The sequence below is a fragment of the Allopontixanthobacter sediminis genome (genome assembly GCF_009828115.1).
Taxonomy (GTDB): Bacteria; Pseudomonadota; Alphaproteobacteria; order Sphingomonadales; family Sphingomonadaceae; genus Allopontixanthobacter; species Allopontixanthobacter sediminis.
Genome location: NZ_WTYL01000002.1, coordinates 614955 through 633470, shown reverse-complemented (window position 1 = coordinate 633470; position 18516 = coordinate 614955). Strand labels below are relative to the sequence as shown.

12 protein-coding genes are annotated in these 18516 nt (G+C 60.3%); 7 read left to right on the top strand and 5 right to left on the bottom strand.

Features of this window, described 5'->3' with window-relative positions; translation table 11 throughout:
* Positions 1 to 461 precede the first annotated feature (461 nt).
* From GRI65_RS08785 to GRI65_RS08780, 3 genes are all read right to left on the bottom strand, one after another.
* The gene (locus tag GRI65_RS08785; RefSeq protein WP_202391229.1) at positions 462 to 2135 is read right to left on the bottom strand and encodes a gamma-glutamyltransferase family protein; all 1674 of its coding nucleotides are present in this window, start codon (positions 2133 to 2135) and stop codon (positions 462 to 464) included.
* Positions 2136 to 2167: 32 nt separating this feature from the next.
* The gene (locus tag GRI65_RS15385) at positions 2168 to 2299 is read right to left on the bottom strand and encodes a hypothetical protein (RefSeq protein ID WP_269816302.1); all 132 of its coding nucleotides are present in this window, start codon (positions 2297 to 2299) and stop codon (positions 2168 to 2170) included.
* A gap of 148 nt (positions 2300 to 2447) precedes the next feature.
* Positions 2448 to 3695 (bottom strand): serine hydrolase domain-containing protein, encoded by a 1248-nt coding sequence (locus tag GRI65_RS08780; protein ID WP_232844016.1) that lies wholly within the window; start codon positions 3693 to 3695, stop codon positions 2448 to 2450.
* Between the two features lie 168 nt (positions 3696 to 3863).
* On the opposite strand from GRI65_RS08780, the gene GRI65_RS08775 reads away from it, so the two are divergent.
* The 5 genes from GRI65_RS08775 to GRI65_RS08755 are packed head-to-tail and all read left to right on the top strand — an operon-like array spanning position 3864 to position 9655.
* Complete coding sequence (locus GRI65_RS08775; RefSeq protein WP_160756133.1) at positions 3864 to 4775, top strand: LysR family transcriptional regulator; 912 nt, start codon at positions 3864 to 3866, stop codon at positions 4773 to 4775.
* A 56-nt stretch (positions 4776 to 4831) separates the two neighbouring features.
* Positions 4832 to 5866, top strand: a complete 1035-nt coding sequence (dgcN, locus tag GRI65_RS08770) for an N-acetyltransferase DgcN (RefSeq protein ID WP_160756132.1) — start codon at positions 4832 to 4834, stop codon at positions 5864 to 5866.
* A complete protein-coding gene (dgcA, locus tag GRI65_RS08765; RefSeq protein ID WP_160756131.1) occupies positions 5824 to 6807 on the top strand; it encodes an N-acetyl-D-Glu racemase DgcA in 984 nt (327 codons plus the stop codon). The genes dgcN and dgcA overlap by 43 nt, the downstream gene beginning before the upstream one ends.
* A 53-nt stretch (positions 6808 to 6860) precedes the next feature.
* Complete coding sequence (locus GRI65_RS08760) at positions 6861 to 8408, top strand: N-acyl-D-amino-acid deacylase family protein (RefSeq protein ID WP_232844078.1); 1548 nt, start codon at positions 6861 to 6863, stop codon at positions 8406 to 8408.
* Positions 8409 to 8410: 2 nt separating this feature from the next.
* Complete coding sequence (locus tag GRI65_RS08755; protein ID WP_160756563.1) at positions 8411 to 9655, top strand: dicarboxylate/amino acid:cation symporter; 1245 nt, start codon at positions 8411 to 8413, stop codon at positions 9653 to 9655.
* A gap of 2 nt (positions 9656 to 9657) precedes the next feature.
* Here the strand turns inward: GRI65_RS08755 and GRI65_RS08750 are convergent, their stop codons facing one another.
* Complete coding sequence (locus GRI65_RS08750) at positions 9658 to 11505, bottom strand: amidohydrolase family protein (protein ID WP_160756129.1); 1848 nt, start codon at positions 11503 to 11505, stop codon at positions 9658 to 9660.
* Positions 11502 to 13499 carry a S9 family peptidase gene (locus tag GRI65_RS08745; protein WP_160756128.1) on the bottom strand — a complete coding sequence of 666 codons (1998 nt, stop codon included), beginning with the start codon at positions 13497 to 13499 and terminating at the stop codon, positions 11502 to 11504. The genes GRI65_RS08750 and GRI65_RS08745 overlap by 4 nt, the downstream gene beginning before the upstream one ends.
* A gap of 114 nt (positions 13500 to 13613) precedes the next feature.
* On the opposite strand from GRI65_RS08745, the gene dacB reads away from it, so the two are divergent.
* Together dacB and GRI65_RS08735 are read left to right on the top strand one after the other, a co-directional pair.
* The gene (dacB, locus tag GRI65_RS08740; protein ID WP_232844015.1) at positions 13614 to 15173 is read left to right on the top strand and encodes a D-alanyl-D-alanine carboxypeptidase/D-alanyl-D-alanine endopeptidase; all 1560 of its coding nucleotides are present in this window, start codon (positions 13614 to 13616) and stop codon (positions 15171 to 15173) included.
* A gap of 228 nt (positions 15174 to 15401) precedes the next feature.
* Positions 15402 to 18443: a TonB-dependent receptor domain-containing protein gene (locus GRI65_RS08735; RefSeq protein ID WP_160756127.1), complete on the top strand. Its 3042-nt coding sequence runs from the start codon at positions 15402 to 15404 to the stop codon at positions 18441 to 18443.
* Positions 18444 to 18516 lie beyond the last annotated feature (73 nt).

The following is an 18516-nucleotide window of genomic DNA, read 5'->3' as shown; positions in this document are numbered from 1 at the left end:
ACTATCTTTGAACAGCGGTCGGCGGACCCGCCGGTCATCCATGTAGCCGTGCGGATGGTTAACTTTCCCAATGCCCGCACTTATGGGAAGATTAGCTTAATGGCATTTCCCTTTCGTCGAGCAGGGCGCTAGAACTTCGATGGCCGATCGCACAGGATCGACTCGTTCTTGCGATCTAGACATACGCGACATGAAAGTGATGGGCACTCAAATCACTGGGAAATTTTAGTCTGAATGTTCGGTAGGCCATTGTTTTGCGCCAATCCCTTCAGATCCTGTAACTTCGCCTTGATCTCTACACGCTCATCGGCAGTCCTGGACTAAAGGTCACCGAAGGAGCCAGCGAACCCGTCAAGAGCTCCCTTCAAAGCTACCTTCCTTTCCAGAACATCGGCAGGCACAGACGGTTAGCTTTGATCGGGCCGTCGTAACTTTGCTCCGATCCTTCGAACAGGCGCATGTTACTCATTCCCTTTGACGGTGATGCTACGAGCCACCCCGTCGCGACGCTGGTCGGCCCCACCATCGAACCGGCCATTGCGGATGATGACGCCGTGGATACCCGAATCCTCACCCGAACCTGCGCGCACGACCACCCCGCGTTCCGCCATCGCGGACAGCAGAGTCGGATCGAACCTGCTCGCCTCCCCGTTGATCGAACCGCCGCGCGCGACGAGGTTGGGCAGGCCAATCGCCTCGGCCATCGGCATGTCCCAATCAATCACCCCGATCAGCGCCTTGGAGACATAGCCAAGGATGGCATTCCCCCCCGGCGAACCGATAGCGCCGACCAGGCTGCCATCGCGTGCCAGGATCACCGTCGGCACCATCGAGGAGCGCGGGCGCTTGCCCGGAGCGATCGCATTCGGTCCTTCGGGCACGAAGGAAAAATCTGTCATCTGGTTGTTGAGGAAGAACCCGTCGACCATTCGCCCGCTGCCGAAATAGCTTTCGACGGTTGTGGTCATGGAGACGGCATTGCCTTCGCCGTCGATAACGATGAAATGTGATGTGCCCGCCACTTCGTGCGTGGCGTCGAGACCTGCCTGCACCGCTCCAGGCGGCGACCCGGCGGCGGGCGGCGACCCGGCATGGTCAGCAATCAGCGCCGCGCGCGACGCGACATAGACGGGGTCGAGCAGGCCGCGCACCGGCACGTTCGGAACGTCGCCGACATAGGCATCGCGGTCCGCATACATCAGGCGGCTGGCTTGCGCATATTTCACCCAGGTCAGCGGATCAGACGGGCCTCGTGCATCGATGTCGGTGTGCTCAACCATGGCCATCAATTGCAGCAGGCCAACCCCGCTCGACGGTGGAGGCGGGACGCACAGGACGTAGACGCGGTAGCTATGGCATAGCGCCTCGCGCACCACAGGGCGGTATTCGGCAAAATCGGTCTCGGTCATGCTGCCGGGGAGCACACCTGCGCGTACGCGAGCGACGATGCGGCGCGGGGTTTCGCCGACATACATCGCCTCAGCCCCTTCCGCCGCCAGCCGCCGCACGAAACCGGCATAGGCGGGGTTGCGCAGTACTTCGCCCGCGCGGATTTTCTCACCGCGGGCATTGCGAAAGTAGCCGACCACATCAGAAGCGCTCGCTTGCGCGCTGGTGCCATGGACGAAGCTTTCCAGGCGAGGGGTGACGGTGAAGCCTTGTTCGGCGGTGCGGATCACATCGCCGAACAGCTGGTTCCAACGCAGTGAGCCGTGTTCGCTGTGAGCGAGGTCGAGCATTCTCACCACGCCCGGCACCCCGCTCGCGCGTCCACTCACTACAGCGACGGGAAACGGCAGGGGGGTGCCGTCCGCGCGGAGGAACATGTCGGGCGTGGCTCCAGCCGGTGCGGTTTCGCGCCCGTCATAGACTGTGACCGCGCCGGTGGCAGCGGCATAATGGACCATGAATGCCCCGCCACCGAGTCCGGAGCTTTGCGGCTCGACTAAGGTTAGCATCGCCTGAATGGCTATGGCCGCATCAACAGCGGTTCCGCCTTCGCGCAGCACGTTTAGCCCGGCTTCTGCCGCCAGCGGATGGGCTGCGGCGACAAACGCCTGACCGCGGAGGCTCGCTGCCGCTTCGGCTACTGGCGCTTGCCGCACCACAGGCGTGATTGGCGTACACGCTGCCATCGCGCCGACTAGGGCAAGGAGCGCAAGTCGTCTCATGGCTCTACCGCCAGCGCACCCGGTCGGCGCGGAACGTCACCGCCAATAAAGAACCCTCCTTCGAAAATGATCAACTTCGCACTGCCCATCGCTTCACTGGAGGTGACATCGTGTCCGCCCTCAGTCACCACCGCGCGGAGTCTTCCCCAGCGACCGAGGAAGTTCGAGCTGGACGAGAGTTTCGTCCTTGGCGTAGCGCGCGCCGTTGGGCGTGTAGAGTGTGGCCACGCCAGACGTGTTTGCAGACAGCCGTTCGGGGCGGGCGCGCTCAAATCCCTATTGCCCAGACAACCGCTCCTGTTCCGGGAAGAACTCGCCCCTCGCCAGCTCTTCCTCGACCCGGGTATATGCAGAGTGCAGCCCGGTATCGGCGTCGAGCACGTCGGTGGCAAAATAGACCACGCCTGTCTGACCCGCCCGATCAAGCCACAAACCCGACTTGAGACCGTAGGCATCGCCGGCGTGTCCGACACGCTGGCGCCCGTCGGCGAACGGGTCGTCGCGGCAGTCCGGACCCGGAGTGGCAAGCGTCTGTGTGGCAAGGCCGTAGCTGCACAGAAAGCCCTTCTCCGTCACGCCATTATTGCCATCGAACCGCCATACCGGTTCCTCCAGCAGCCGGACTGACGCGGGGGAAAGGATACGGGCATCGCCAAGCTGGCCGTTATTGAGCAGCATGCGGCCGATCTTCGCGAGGTCCAGCGCAGAAATGCGTAAGCCCCCCTGGGGCGAAAAGATCGCTCCGTTCGCGCCCGCTTGCCACCTGGCTAAATCACAGCTCCCGTCGGTCGCAGGGGTAACGGGGCATTCGGGCCGCGCACCGTGGTTGTCGTCCTTGGTCGGCTTGCCACTGCGATAGAGTACGACGCCTCGCGCAACCGCCGCGTCGCTGCAAGAAACCCAGTTGAAACAAGCGTCGATAGATAGCGGTTCCAGAACCAGGCGGTCGACCAGCCGATCGAACCGTTCCCCGGTCGCTCGCTCCATCACGGCGGCGACTACGGGAAAGTTGAAATTTGTGTAGCGGAAGTAGCCTCCCGGCGCGTGCGCCGGATCCCAAGCCAGGGGATCGGACAGCACGCGCTGCAAATCTGCATCCAGCGGAAGGACGTAGTCGACGGTGTCGGTCAGGCTGGAGGTGTGAGATAGCAGCTGGCGCAGCGTAATCGGCACATCAGGGAAGGCTGGGTTATGCAAATGCCAACCGAGCACGTCCGAAACGTCCGTATCCAGATCTAACTGGCCCTGCTCGACCAGCTGCATCACGGCAATCGCAGTCACCAGTTTCGAGATCGAAGCGATGCGCACGGGGACATTAGCCGTAACCGGCCGCTGCGTCGTTAGGTCGGCAATACCGCGGGTCTCGACCGCGATCACGCCATTTTCGTCAAATGCCACCCGCACGGCGGCGAGCGGTTGTTGGCGGATCACGTCGGATTCTTCAGCAGCCATCGCGACCTGCATATTCCCAATTCCCATCCAAACCAGCAATACTGCGGCGGCGCTCGTGAAACTGCGCTTCATAATGTACGCCCCCTATTGATCGAGTCCGCAGACAAAGCTCGCCTACCCCGTTTTTTTACTTCCGACGAGACGATAACTGAACGGGGCGGTGAAGCAAACACGTGGCGCCACGATCCGCATCAGCCTACCGTGGCCACTGGCGAAAGCAGCAAGGGGGAAGTCAGGCGAATGAAGTTGCGGCATATCGAGATTTTTCACGCCGTTTACGTCAACGGTTCTGTCAGCGCCGCGGCGCGGGCGCTGCACGTGTCCCAGCCATCAGTTTCGAAGGTGCTTCGTCATGCGGAATCCTTGCTCGGTTTTCCGCTGTTCGATCGAACCGGCGGAAAACTGATCGCAACCGAAGATGCACACGCCTTATTCGGTGAAGTCAGCGAAATCCAGGATCGGGTCTATGCCTTACGCGAGGCGAGCCGCAACTTGAAGCGTGGGGCAGGTGCGGTCCTTAAGATTTCAGCCCTGCCCTCGATTGCGCTCGACGCACTTCCGGTAACGGTCACGCAGTTTCTACGCTCCCACAGCGATGTGAAATTCGACCTCCAGACCATTCATCACGAGGACCTGCTCCGCAAACTGTATGAACGCGAAACCGACGTGGCAATAGCGTTCGAGGTGCCTGCTGATACGCCGATCGGCCACCAATGGTTGGGGGCGGGCGAACTGGTGGTCCTTTATCGAGAGGCGGACTTGCCCAACGCTCCGGCACGGATCGAACTGGAACAACTGGTTGGGCGCCCCCTGATCAGCCTTTCTGCCAGCGGGCCGATCGGACAGCTTTTCAGCAAGGAAGTGCAGCGGCAGGGCATAGAACTTGACGAGGTCATTTCAGCGCGCACATTCCATATCGCCACGGCACTGGTCCGGCATGGAGTTGGCATGACTGTCGTGGATAATTTTACCGCCCGGGCTTCCCTCACCCCCGGCCTGTCCATGCGCCCGCTCATGCCCCGGCTGACTTTCGACGTTTACGCGATGCACTTGCTAAACAGGCCTCCCAGTGTGTTGGCGAACAATTTCCTGAAAGCACTGGCAATTACCATAGGCACGCAGTCGCCGCCGCCGCATAACGGCGGGCTATAGCGGTCCGTCGTGACAGTATGGCAGGGGCGCAGGGCAGGAGGTTTAGTCTTGCTGCCATGATCCCCGCTCCGTTTCTCCTTTACCTTGGGCACAGCTCGGACAGTGTCGGTATCAAGACGTCGCGCGGGCTGGCTACATTCCGACCAGAGGACTGCGTCGGGGAATTCAGGAGCATCGATTGCCCCCTTACGCTCGGCCTGCCTCGGCTCACTATGGAAGCCGCTGTTTTGGCGGGCGCCCGGACTATGGTGGTCGGCATCAGCAATGCCGGCGGGACTATGAATGCCGAAGTGATTATCGATGCCGCCGCTGCGCTCGAAGCGGGAATGAACGTCGCTGCCGGCTTGCACCAGCGCCTCCGGGATATTCCGGAACTGGTCGAGATCGCTGTACGGCGCGGACTGCTGTTGATCGATGTGCGGGATCCGCCCGGCAATCTTGAAGTCGGTAATGGGCGGCCCCGTGCAGGGCACAGGTTACTCACGGTGGGCACCGACTGCTCTGTGGGAAAGATGTACGCCTCGCTCGCGCTGGTCTCAGCGATGCAGAAGCGCGGCATAGTCGCCGATTTTCGAGCTACTGGGCAAACAGGCATGCTTATCGCCGGCGAAGGAATTCCGCTTGATGCGGTGATTGCCGATTTTATTTCCGGCGCGATCGAGCGGCTCGCCCCGTCCCGCTATGACGACGGGTGGGACGTGATTGAGGGGCAAGGGTCGCTCTTCCATCCTTCGTTTGCTGGTGTTTCAACCGGCCTGCTGCATGGCGCCCAGCCGGAAGCGATTGTGCTTTGCCACGATCCCGCACGGGCCGAGATGCGCGGTTTGCCCGGTCGTGCTTTGCCTTCGCTCGACCGATGCCTGACCGCCAATCTCGACGTCGCACGATTGACAAGCCCTCACGTGCGGGCAGTTGGCATCTGTTTGAATACTTCGACCTTCTCTGAACCTGCAGCGCATGACCAATGCGCGCGGACCGCGGATTCGCTGGGTCTGCCCTGCACCGATCCCTTCCGCTTCGGAGTGGATTCCATCCTAGATTATATGTCATGCATCGAACCGTCTCAGCGCGTCACAAGCGCTTCGTCCTGAAGCAACCGTTTCGGATCGCACGCGGGGTTAAAACCGCAGCGGACGTAATTACGGTGGAAATCGCCTCCGGCACGGCCATCGGTCGCGGCGAAGGCGTGCCCTATGGGCGGTACGGCGAAAGCATCGAGGGAGTTCTGGCGCAGATCGAAACGGCCCGTTCGGCAATCGAGGCCGGGGCCGACCGGAATGCCTTGCAAGCGTTGCTGCAGCCAGGTGCGGCGCGCAATGCGATCGACTGCGCATTGTGGGATCTGGAAGCGCGCGAAAGCGGGATCGGGGTGTCTAGTCGGCTGGGTGACCCGCCACTCGAACCAATCCGCAGCGCACTCACAATCGGTATCGATACGCCTGCAGAAATGGCGCAGGCTGCAACCCGGCTGGCGCGGGTTCCATTGCTCAAGGTCAAAGTCGATTCAGACGACCCGGCCGCAAAGATTCGCGCCGTCCGCAACGCTGCACCCTGCGCGGCGCTGATCGTGGACCCCAATGAAAGTTGGGACGAAGCCCTGGTCCGCCAAATGGCTCCGGTATTGGTTGAATGCCGCGTCGATGTACTCGAACAACCGGTTCCAGCCAGCGAAGATAGCTGGCTTGCGGGGTATGTCAGCCCCGTCCCTATTTGCGCAGACGAATCCGTTCATGTGATCGGCGACTTGGAGTTTGTCGCTACATGTTACGACGCCGTCAACGTAAAGCTCGACAAGGCGGGCGGCTTGACCGCTGCGCTGGCGCTGGCGCACGCAACCCGCGAACGAGGGCTGAAGCTGATGAGCGGGTGCATGGTCTGTTCCTCGCTCGGGATTGCCCCAGCCCTGCACATTGCGCGTATGGCCGACTGGGCCGACCTTGACGGACCGATATGGCTGCTGGAAGACCGTACCGGCGGCGTTCGGGATGCAGATGGCCGCCTGTTTCCTCCAATCGAGGGGTTTTGGGGTTGAATTCATGGTCGAGCCGAAGACCCTGCCTGCGCGCTATAAGCGTGGCTGCTGCGTTGCTTGCAACGGGTTGCGCCACCTCTGGACCGTCAGAGCGGCTTGGCACTCTGAGCGCCGATCTGTTGATTCGTGGTGGTACGGTTTACCCAGGCGGCGCTGAGCCATTCGGCGGCGATGTCGCGATATCGGACGATCGCATCATCGCAGTTGGACCGTCGCTGCAGATCGCGGCCAAACGGGTAATCGACGCGTCTGGCATGATTATAGCGCCCGGCTTCATAGATCCACATACTCATATGCAGCCGTGGCTAACGAGTGCTGAGGCGCACACCCGAGTTCTGGAGCCATTTTTGCTTCAGGGGGTTACGACCGCCTTCATCGGAAATGACGGCGGCGGGCCGATCGAAGTCGGTGCGCTTCTCGATAGCGCTTCGGCCCGTCCCGTCGGCGTTAACTACGCGGTGTTTACCGGATTCGGCACGATCCGCAGCAAGGTGATCGGCAATGCCCGCCAGACGCCGACCGATGGCGAACTGGCCAAGGAGCAAGCGCTGGTCCACAAGGCCATGTGCGAGGGAGCAATTGGCATTTCGACCGGACTATTTTACGCTCCGCAGAGCTTTTCGAAAACCGACGAGGTGATCGCACTCGCCGCCGTTGCCGGGGCAATGGGCGGTATTTACGATACGCATCTGCGCGACGAATCCAATTACAATATCGGCCTTTCCGCAGCAGTCGACGAGGCCATTCGCATCGCGCGAGAAAGCGGTATTGCAGTCCATATTTCCCATATCAAGGCGCTTGGTGTGGATGTTCAAGGCAGCGCTCCGGAGATAGTTGGCAAAATTGAAGCCGCGCGAGCAGAGGGTCTGGCAATAACCGCAAGTCAGTACCCGTGGTCCGCCAGTGGGACCAGCCTGGTTGCGTCGCTGGTTCCGCTGTGGGCGCAGGACGGCGGCCGCATCGCGATGGTGGAGCGTTTCGACGATGCGCAACAGACCGAAAGATTGCGCGCCGGCATTGCCGATAATTTGCGGCGGCGCGGAGGAGCCGGCGCCTTGCTGATTGTCGAAGGCGACTGGAGTGGCCAAAGGCTGCGCGAGGTTGCCGAAGCGCTAAGCACGGACCCCGTGACGGTGGCAGTTACCATAATCCGCCGCGCCGATCCTGCAGTGATCTCGTTCAATATGGACGAAGCTGACATCGCAGCTTTCATGCGCCAGCCCTGGGTCATGACCGGTTCCGATGCATCGCCAAAGCACCCTCGTACTTACGGTAGTTTCGCCCGGAAATACGACCTCTATACGCGGCAGGAGCGGATATTGTCGTTGCAACAGTTCATTGACAGCAGTTCCGCAACAACTGCCGATTTCTTCCACCTTGAAGGGCGCGGTCACTTGCGTCCCGGCGCTTTTGCCGATGTGGTGATATTCAATCCTGAGGCCTACTCTTCCTTGGCGACATACCAAAATCCGGACGTTCCGGCGACAGGAGTGCGCACCGTGATCGTGAACGGACGGATAGCCGTTGACGACGGCAAGGTGACGGGCTTGGCTGCAGGCCGGGCATTACGGCACCAGCCACCTGCCGGGAGCTGCGATTGACCATGCTGCTGCGCTGGACACGGATTACACTATGGAAGCGTGTACTGGCGGCGCTGGTGCTGGGGGTCGTGTTCGCACTGGTTTGGCCAGATGCGACGCCGATGGTGGAGATCGTCGGCAATCTGTTTGTTCGGGCTATCAGGATGCTGGTTGCGCCGATCGTGCTCATCACAATCGCGGCCGGCATCACTGCGCTCGCTGACCCGCAGCGGCTGGGCAGTGTCGGCGGGCGCACCGTGGGCCTTTTTGCAGTGACGACTGCCATTGCGGTGGCTGTCGGGATGATTGTCGCCACATTGCTGCAGCCCGGGCTCGGGGCCGATCTGGGTACCGCAGCCCCTCATCCGCTGGGCGAACCGGTCACTATGTATGACCAGATTGTCGGTATCGTCCCGACAAATATTGTCGAAGCGCTGGCCAACGGGGACATGCTGGCGCTGATCTTTGTCTCGATTCTGATGGGCGTCGGCACCGTGCTGGCAGGGGAGGCGGGCAAGCCATTTGCCGCGCTGTTGCAATCGCTGTCCAAGGTCCTGCTGCGCGTCGTCGGGATCGTCATGGAATTTACACCCTTCGGCGTCTTCGCGTTGATTGCTAACGCGGTGGCGCAGAACGGCGCGGCGGTGTTCATCAATGTCGCCTGGCTTGCAGCGGCAGTCGTGCTCGGCTCAGCGATCCAGATACTGCTGGTGCACACATCCATCCTGAAATTTCTGGCAAGAGTGCCGATCGCGCGTTTCGTGCGCGCAATTGTCGATGCCTTGGCAGTCGCATTCTCCACTGCTTCGAGCAGCGCAACACTGCCTGTCGCGATGCGCGTGGCCGAGAAAAACGTGGGCGTAGCACCTGCAATCGCCGGCACCGTGCTGCCACTGGGAGCAAGTATCGGTAAAGATGGGACAGCAATGTATGTGGGGCTGCTCAGCATTTTCGCCCTGCAAGCGTTCGGCATCGAATTGACGCCGGCGATTTATGCGACGGTCCTCGTCACCGGTGCGCTTGCCGCATTCGGAACTGCGCCGGTCCCGTCGGCATCCTTGTTCATGTTGGCCGCCGTGCTGTCGGCGTGCGGGGTTGCGCCGGAACAGACCGCGCTGGTCGTCGGCTTCGTGCTGCCCTTCGACCGGTTACTGGACATGACGCGTACCGTACCCAGCGCATTTGCAAATCTCACCGTAGCTACGACCGTTGCCCGATGGGAGGGTGAGCTGGACGACGACGCATTGCAACGAAAGCCGCTCTTGTGAATTTAAGGACGGTAAAATCGTACATCGCCCAGCTCGAGCGACACGGTCCCGCCGGTTTCTCCGGATAATTCGAACCTAAGCGCTCGCAGCTGGGTTAGGTCGAGCCTCGCCTCCGAATTACGGCTGCCAAACTCGGAAAAAGGGATTCTCAACAGCTCCCCGTCAGCCGCAGGTTCGAACGTTGCAGCGAACCAATCGCCATCATCGATAGCGTAACTCTCCAGAACCAGGCGATAATTGCCGCGCCCTTTGGCACGCAGCTCTATGCCGGCAAAGTCGCTGGCGTCGGCAACATTGATTGGACCTCGAGTAAGGGGCAAGTTCCACTGAGCATATGGCCGGGACGAATCGCCCATTCGCGCAGCAAGCAGGGTCATGCCGTCACGCGCAGCGTCGAGCGCGATCATCGTCGAGTGATCCGTGCCCCGATCGGTACTGATAAACGGTAAGGTGTCCAGATCGGTGCGTCCGTTACTCCGGGCCGAGGTCAGGATCGGCCCCGTCATCCTGACTGTGGGCATGGGCGTGAATGTGGGAGAATCGGCAAGTTTACGCAGAATATCCAGCGGGACAGCGCAGCCCGATACCCATACGCGAGACACTTTCCACAAATCCTCGATCCGCTTGTCAGGCCGCCCGTCAATCAGGACCAAGTCCGCGCGCATGCCGGGGGCGATCGTACCGCGATCATCTGCCTGATGCATGATTTCCGCGCTTGTTCTGGTCGCCGCGACAAGCGCTTCCGCAGGTGTGAAACCCAGCTTGGACAGCCACCGGATTTCGCGGACGGCGGCTGGTCCGTGGTATACTCCGTCAACGCCCGCATCACTACCAATGCCAATTGGTATTCCGGCTTTCTTCAATCTCGCAATGTTCTGTCGCATGATTTTCCAGCGGCGGACATCATACGGCCTTATCGGCGACTGCTTCCAGGCACGAACCATTCTCTCTCTGGCGCGCTCACCAGGATTAAGCTGCGCCCATTCGCCTGAAGTGAACTCCCGTTGCGCCTGGGGTTCGAATGCCACCAGCGTCGCAACATAGGCCGTTTCAGAGCCCCGCATGAGGTCGATCAACTCACTATCGACCAGGGCATCCCCTATTCCGTGAACTAGCGCATCGACATCAGCTGCCGCAGCCATCTTTGCACCCTCCAGCGTGACCGTGTGGGTTACGACCGGTTTTCCCGCCTTGTGAGCATCGGTCACAATTGCGCTGAGCGTGGGCTCGTTCATGGAATTCGTGTCGCCGTCGCGGCCATATCGCCAACCATCGACGAACACTTTGATAACGTCTGGATCATACGCCAAGGCAAGCGGCATTCGCACATGCGCCGCCCGCGCAGTGGTTGCCTGCATGGTGAAAAAGCTGCCCCAGCCATATTCGGTTCCGTGCCCTCCCGGCACACCCATCCGGACTGCATGCCGCAGGTGCGGTGCCCACAGCCCGTTCGGCGCGCGCACCAGATCGCGAACCGGCGCAATCATCTCCCCCGAAACCGAGTAATCATTGACCGTAGTAACTCCGGCCAACAGATATCCTGCAAAGGCCTTGCCCAGATCTTCTGGCGTATCGTAGGCGGGCGAGCGCAAATGCGTGTGCAGATCGTGGAGGCCCGGGATCAGCGTTTTGCCTTCCCCATCGACATGCGCCGCACCTTTGGGCAGGTCTAGCCTGTTGCCCACTGCGACAATGCGGTCTCCATCAATCAGCACGTCCTGCACCCTCGCGGGTGCGCCCGTTCCATCGAAAACGCGTGCGCCGGCGATAAGTGTGATATCCTGCGCTCGAGCATCCTGCACCGCGAGAACACAGGTGACCCAGGCTAATATCGAGATCAGCCTGATCAAGGCGGAGTTGTCCGCTGTTTGACATGGCGATCGAGAAAATCGGCGGTGGCGCGATAGCTTGCCAGCCAATTGGAATGGCGCAGGAAACTGTGCCTTTCATCGGGAAATACCAGTTCCTCGAATGGCACACCGCGCGCGGCAAGTTCACGGGCGAGCAATGGTGACTGAAAAAATGGCACATTTGCGTCGTCATCGCCGTGGATAATCAGCACAGGCGATTCCCAGGTATCGAGTGCGCCGAATGGCGAACTGTCCCATTGAAGTTGGCGCGCCTCTATCTGCTCGGCAGGAGAAAGGCTGGGGGGCAGATCGCGAAGCATGGTGTGGACTCCGTGAAAGTCGACCCCGGCGGCAAAAAGCGAACTGTCCCGGGCAAGTGCAAGGGCCGTCAAATATCCACCCCAGCTGCCACCCCAGACGCCAATACGCGAAGGATCAATTTCACCCTTCCGATCAGCCAACCAACGTCCTGCAGCGATGACGTCCCGATATTCGCTTGCTCCGTCACGCGCGATGCCTGGCGCATCGCGGAACGCCAGGCCATAGCCGGTGCCACTGCGATAGTTTACCGATAGTACCGTATACCCCTGCGCAGCAAAATGCTGGTTAAGAGCATATGCCTTCGAATAATAGCTGCTTGGGTGAAAGCCGGTCAGCATCTGGCGGCGTGGCCCGCCGTGCAGATACACCAGCGCAGGCCGCGGTCCTGCGCCGCGGCCTTCGTATAACTGCGCGTAAACCGTCGCACCATCATCCGCCCGAAATGTGACGGATTTCGGCACGACTGCACCTCGCAGCGATAGGTCCGGACGCAAGGCATAGTTCGAGCCAGTCGCCAAGCCGACATAGGCCGGGCTGTCTTCATCCGTCGCGATCAACGCCACAGCGCGCCCGGCGATCGCAGGGTAGCTTTCGATGCCCAGCGTCTCAGTTACGCGTTCTGGCGCTTTGCCTCTGGCCACTCGCCATAAACGATGCCGGTCGGGCTCCGCGACATTACCCACGAACAGCAGCGATTGGCCGTCCGGATCGAGCATGAACGTCTCGACTTCGAATTCACCCGAAGTAAGTTCGACGGCATCCCCGGTGCCGTCTGCGGCAATTTCATATACGTGCAGCCAGCCGTTGCGCTCCCACGGGAACAGCAGACGGTTGTCGGCAGTCCAAAACAGATTTTGTTGGCGGGTGCCGGCGTATCGCCCCCCTTTGCCGGCAGGAGCACGCCAGACTGTGCGCGCATCACCGGTTGCGGCATCCGCCACTTCGATGCTCCAGTACGATGGCGTGCCATCGTCGCCCCGGGCGGGCGGTTCTCGATATTTGATAAAGGCGACCTTGGTGCCATCAGGCGAAAAGGTCGGGTCGGCGGCAAAGGACAGACCAGGCGAAATATAACGTACGCGGGGAGAGCCGATTTCATAAAGCGCAGTGTAGGCATGGTCGCCGCGATTATTTACAAACAGGAGCTGCTTGCCATCGGGCGAAAACCGCAAGTTCCCGATACTTCCACGCACTTGTGCGATTTCGCGAGCGCGCTGGCCCTGTTGCCAAAGCCAGATCACATTCCTTCGTATGAACGCTATTTTGCCATCTGGCGCGAAGACTGGCGACTGACCCTGACCGATCACCCGCGGACTCCCGCCTGCCAGGCTGAGGATCATGACCTGCTGCTGCGGCAGCTGGGCCGCGTTACCCGGATTTGGGATTGCACCGTCGGCAAATTCCCCGTCCCCACCGCGCACAAAAGCCAAGCGCTTTCCGTCGGGGCTGAGCTTCAGGTCATAAATTGCAAACCCATCGTCGGAACGGAAGGTGGTGACCGGCCGCGCGGTTTCGTCAGGCCCGCCAATCCAGATGTTGCGAACGCCGGCGACATTCTCCACCCATGCGAAACGCTCCGCTTGTTCTGCACCAACCAGATCGCTGGCGACGGGCATTGCCAGTGCCGCATCCAGATCTTCCACGGGGGCGGCGATCGCGTATTGCGATAGCATCAGCCAGGCGACACCGGCTCCGCATGCAAGGCCGAATCTGCTTATCAAGGATGTGAACCAGTTCATGACCGCTGTGTGTGAAGCTCCCGTTGCCTAGGTGCAAGAGGACTGATCTTGCAGAATGCTTACAGGTTATACCGGCTTGAACCATTGATCTGCGCGCGATGGTGTCATCCCGGCTTGCCAGTGCTGGGGCAACGCCTAGAGTTGCCTCCCATGCGATTTTTCATCACGCTTATTGCCTCGTCTATCGCGTTTTTGGCGTATCCGGCCGTCGCCGAGCCGTTTGAGCATCAGGTTAATGCAATTCTTGAAGAGGCTGGTGAGGGCACGCGATGGGGTGTGGTTGTCGCTGACTCGACTGGAACGGAACTGCTTACGATGGACCCCGATGGTCGTTTCATGCCGGCTTCCAACACCAAAATATTCACCACCACGGCCGCTTTGTGGTTGGCGTCGAGCGGCGATGGCTTGACCGATCGGGGCGGCGGGGCAAGCGTGCGGTTGGTCCCCAGTGGCCGGACGGGTCCGCCCGATGCCGTGCTGACGGGGTATGGTGACGCTTGGATGTCAGGTGCAGCGGATTGTGCAAGCGATTGCCTTTCCACTCTGGCCGATGCCGTGGCCGGTCGCACCCGTGAGGTTCACGACGTTATCGGTGATGCCACCGTCTTCCCGGACCAGCGCTGGAGCCCGGGGATGAGCTGGAACAACATTCCTACGCGTTCGGGCACCGCTATTTCAGCGCTGAGTATCGACAGCAACGAGTTGGCGGCTACCATTTCGCCGGGTGCGCTTGGCAATCCACCAGAAGTTGACTTTCCAACGTATTTTACTGTCGAGAACTACGCACGGACCGTGCCCGGCGCCAGCGAAGCGATCACATACGATCGTGTGCCGGGCAGTCAAACCTTGATACTGACTGGCACGATCGGCACCGAAAGCGAACCAAGCCGTTTGCGTCTGGGTGTCGATGATCCGGCCCATTACGCGGCCTGGCAATTGGCTGAGATGCTCAGAGTGCGCGGCGTTCGTGTTTCCGGTAATATCGATGTTCGCCGCCGCCCGCTGCTGCCGGAAGATGATCCGGCGATCCGCGGCACTGCACCCGCCGCGCGCGCGCCCGAGGAACCGGCGTTGGCGTATCTCAACCCGCCCCCACTGGATGATGATATCCTGCTGATAAACAAGATCAGCCAGAACCTGCACGCCGAGCTGCTGCTCCGCCGGCTCGGACGAATCCGCGGATCCGGCTCGATCGCCGATGGCCAGGCGGTAATACGCGCGATGCTGGACGAGGCGGGTGTGGCGGAACACGGCGTCAGCCTGTCAGATGGATCGGGCATGTCTAGCTACAACCGGGTCTCTCCCCGCAGCATGGTGCGCCTTTTGACCTGGGTCTCGGGTCAGCCGTGGGGTGACCAGTGGCGCGTCACGCTGCCGGTTGGCGGCAAGGATGGAACGCTCGGCAGGCGGTTCACCGATACCGCGCTGGCGGGCAGGATCTCAGCCAAAACCGGCTCGATCAATGCGACCAGGGCGCTTGCCGGCTACATGACCGCCAGAAGCGGCCGGCAACTGGTCTTCGCCATCTATGCCAATGATGTGCCGGATGATGTCGATGCGACCGCAATAATGGACCGGGCACTGCTCCAGATCGCCGCAGCTAACTGAGGCGCGTGACGCAACCGGTTGCCGGGCGCGAATCGCAAATGTCCCAATCGAATGCGCCTGCTGTTGCACGCGGTCAGTGCATCGCGTCGATGGCCATAAAACTATTTCCAAGCAGGCGATTTTGGTGCCAATTGCCACAAAGTTATGGGCGCTCGAACGATTAATATAGCGCTTTGGTGGCAAAGCGCTTCTTAATGCAGCGGGGAAAACCAGTTCAGACATGGGGTAATGAAAATGCGTTCGATCATCACCACGAAATCCGCGCTCGCGACCGGCTGTGCGCTTGTTGCCATCGTATCTCTGCCCGCCATGGCAGCAGCGCAAGATGAGCCGACGCAACCTGCAGCGACGCCGACTGGGGCACAAACGCCTGATAGCGACGCCACAATTACGGGCGCCGACAGCGATGACACAAGCTCCCGGGAGATCCTGGTTACCGGCTCGCGGATCAGGCAGGATCCTAACAGTAGTGCGCTGCCGCTGCAGATTATCACCTCGCAGGATTTTTTACGCGAAGGCATTGAAAGCCCAGAACAGCTGATCAGCTTGCTCAGCACGAATGGCAACGGTGCAGACAATCTGGCATCAAATTCCGACGTGGTGGGCGGGGCACAGCGGGGTACCAACGGTCTTTCGGCCGCCAATCTGCGCGGTCAGGGGGCAGCCTCTACGTTGGTCCTGCTCAATGGACGCCGGGTGGCTGCGCATGGCCTTCAGGGATCCGCGGTGGACGTCAATCAGATCCCCTTCGCGGCAATCGAGCGGGTCGAGGTGCTGAAGGATGGCGCTTCCGCCATTTATGGAACCGATGCAATCGGCGGTGTGATTAACTTTATCACCAAGTCAGATTTCACAGGCCTCGCGCTCAACGGCTTTGTCGACATTACCGAACAGGGGGACAGCCCGATCTACCGGCTGTCTGGCACCGCCGGATATGGCGATCTGCAGGCGCAGGGATTTAATATCATGGCATCCGTCAGCAAGAGCTGGCGCGGCATCCTGCGGGGCGAAAATCGCGACTTCGTTAACGGCAATCAGCCGGAACGCGGCCTGTCGATCGATACGCGCGGGACACCTATCGCAACCGCTTTCGCCAATGGGGCCAATGCAATATTTGCCCCAAACGGCAGTCTGCTCAGCGGAGTTCCTCTGCCCATTCCGGGGACAACCTCAAATGCAAACGGCGGGATAAACTATCTCGACTTGCCTGGCGGCGCAGGGTGTGAATCGTTCGATGGCGGGATGGCGTATGACAACGAACTCTGGGCCAATACTCCTGCAACATTTGCGTGCGCTTGGGACACCGGTCGCGCCGCGATCCTGCAGCAGCCGATCGAAACGCTGACCTATTACGGGAAAGCCACAGTTGCACTTGGCAATCACCGCATTTCTGCCGAAATTACCGGGTCGGACGCGGATTCGTCCAAACAATTCTCCAGCAACCAGTACTCAGGCAACACCAGCACGACCCCACTCTATTACCCTCTGAACGCGCTAACCGCTGATACGTACAATTTTGTCTATGACCGGATTGTCGCCGAATTTCCTGCAATTGCGGTAAACTATGGAAAGCCTATCTCTTATCGCTGGCGCTGCGTTGTTTGTGGTCCGCGGGAATACAAGACCAACACAAAGACCTTGCGTGCTGCCCTGGCAATCGAAGGTCCGCTGGGTGGTAGCTGGGATTATGCTGCAGGGGCATCTTATGCGCGCAGCGAATCCAATTCGGTACTAGGCAGCGGTTATGCCTATCGGGGCATTTTCTCTTCCTCGGCACGTGCTGCTGCATCAGGGGTGCCAGGCGCGGTCTCGGGTGGCATCGATCCGCGTGCACCGACTGCTCCGGGCGCGTCTGCTCCGGGTATCGTAGGCCTGCTTAACAGCGGTATTATCAATCCGTTTTCGGTCACTCAGACCCCACAAGCGTTGGCAGCGCTCGACGCAGTGTCCGCTTCCGGCGTTACACTCTATGGGGGCAAGTACGAGGTAAAGCAGGTCGACGCGTCAATTTCCGGATCGCTTTTCGATCTGCCCGGCGGCACGGTGAAGATGGCAGCGGGTGTCGACTACCGCCGGGAAACCTACAGCTTCAACGGTTCAGCCGATGCCGAGTTCGACCGTCCGGAAATTTTCAACGTCGCCTTCGACAACGTCAACGCCCTCGCCCCGCAAAGCCGCGATGTGAAGGCGGCGTATGCAGAAGTGCTTGTGCCTGTCTTTGACATGCTCGAGATAACAGTTGCGGGCCGAGTGGACGATTACACAGGCTTTGGAACCACCTTCAATCCCAAGGTAGCGGGCAAGTTCCAGCCGTTCGAATGGCTGATGTTCCGGGCATCCTACAACACGGGTTTCCGGGTGCCGACCTTCAACCAAATATTCAATGGCGTTACAGAGTCGCCCAACCCAGGCAACGCTCTGGTCGACCCGACGACGTGTCCGACGGGCGCAGTCGACCCGGCTGTTCCCGGATGTGCCGCAATCACCCCAGATTCCCTGAGCGGAGGCAACCTCAACCTCGGCCCGGAAACCTCTGAACAATATTCGGTTGGAGTGGTGTTCCAGCCTTCACCATTGTTCAGTGCTGCTGTCGATTTCTGGTCCATTGCAGTGGACGACACAATCGGCGCACTGACAATCAGACAGCTGCTGGACAACGCGGAGTTCTTTCAGGACCGGATTGTCCGCACCGGCGGCATTATCACTCAGCTCGACGTGACTGCAGACAACATCGGTTCACGCCGTACGAAGGGATTGGAGGTTGCGCTGCGGGGCGGGTTCGACACCATGGGCGGGACGCTGCTTGCCGGACTCGACGGAACCTGGCTGCTCGAAAAGAAGGAAAAGTTCCTGCCCAGTGCGCCTTATAGCGAAAGCCAGATCGGGCTGTTCACCTTCGCTGGCGACCTTGGTCTGGAATGGAAGCATAATGCGTTCGTGACCTACAGCAACGAACGCTTTTCAGTGAGCCTCAGCCAGATCTTCCGTAAGGGGTACAAGAATCTGGCCTTGCCAGGCATAGCAAACGGGACCGTCACACGGCCGGGCTTCAACGAATTTGTCGATGATTATATCACGTACAACTTCTCGGTCGGCGTGAATGTGATGGAGCAGTTCCGCCTTACCGCGGGTATCAGGAACGTGTTTGACGCGGACCCTCCCTTCGCGATCACATACGACAGCAACTTCGGCTCGGGCAGTTCGTGGGAACCACGTGTTGCGGACCCCCGCGGCCGTTCGTTTACAGTCGCGGTCGAGGCCAAATTCTAACGCGATCTCCTTAATGGGGCCCCTGCCGCCGAACCGCCGTTGGCAGCAGGGGCCCGCTTCATCGAGCTGACCT

Bases quoted from the DNA above. Each gene is read 5' to 3' on its own strand.
- GRI65_RS08780 (WP_232844016.1), bottom strand. From the start codon at position 3,695: ATGAAGCGCAGTTTCACGAGCGCCGCCGCAGTATTGCTGGTTTGGATG.
- GRI65_RS08735 (WP_160756127.1), top strand. From the start codon at position 15,402: ATGAAAATGCGTTCGATCATCACCACGAAATCCGCGCTCGCGACCGGC.
- dgcN (WP_160756132.1), top strand. From the start codon at position 4,832: ATGATCCCCGCTCCGTTTCTCCTTTACCTTGGGCACAGCTCGGACAGT.
- dgcA (WP_160756131.1), top strand. From the start codon at position 5,824: ATGCATCGAACCGTCTCAGCGCGTCACAAGCGCTTCGTCCTGAAGCAA.
- GRI65_RS08755 (WP_160756563.1), top strand. From the start codon at position 8,411: ATGCTGCTGCGCTGGACACGGATTACACTATGGAAGCGTGTACTGGCG.
- GRI65_RS08775 (WP_160756133.1), top strand. From the start codon at position 3,864: ATGAAGTTGCGGCATATCGAGATTTTTCACGCCGTTTACGTCAACGGT.
- GRI65_RS08745 (WP_160756128.1), bottom strand. From the start codon at position 13,499: ATGCTATCGCAATACGCGATCGCCGCCCCCGTGGAAGATCTGGATGCG.
- GRI65_RS08785 (WP_202391229.1), bottom strand. From the start codon at position 2,135: ATGGCAGCGTGTACGCCAATCACGCCTGTGGTGCGGCAAGCGCCAGTA.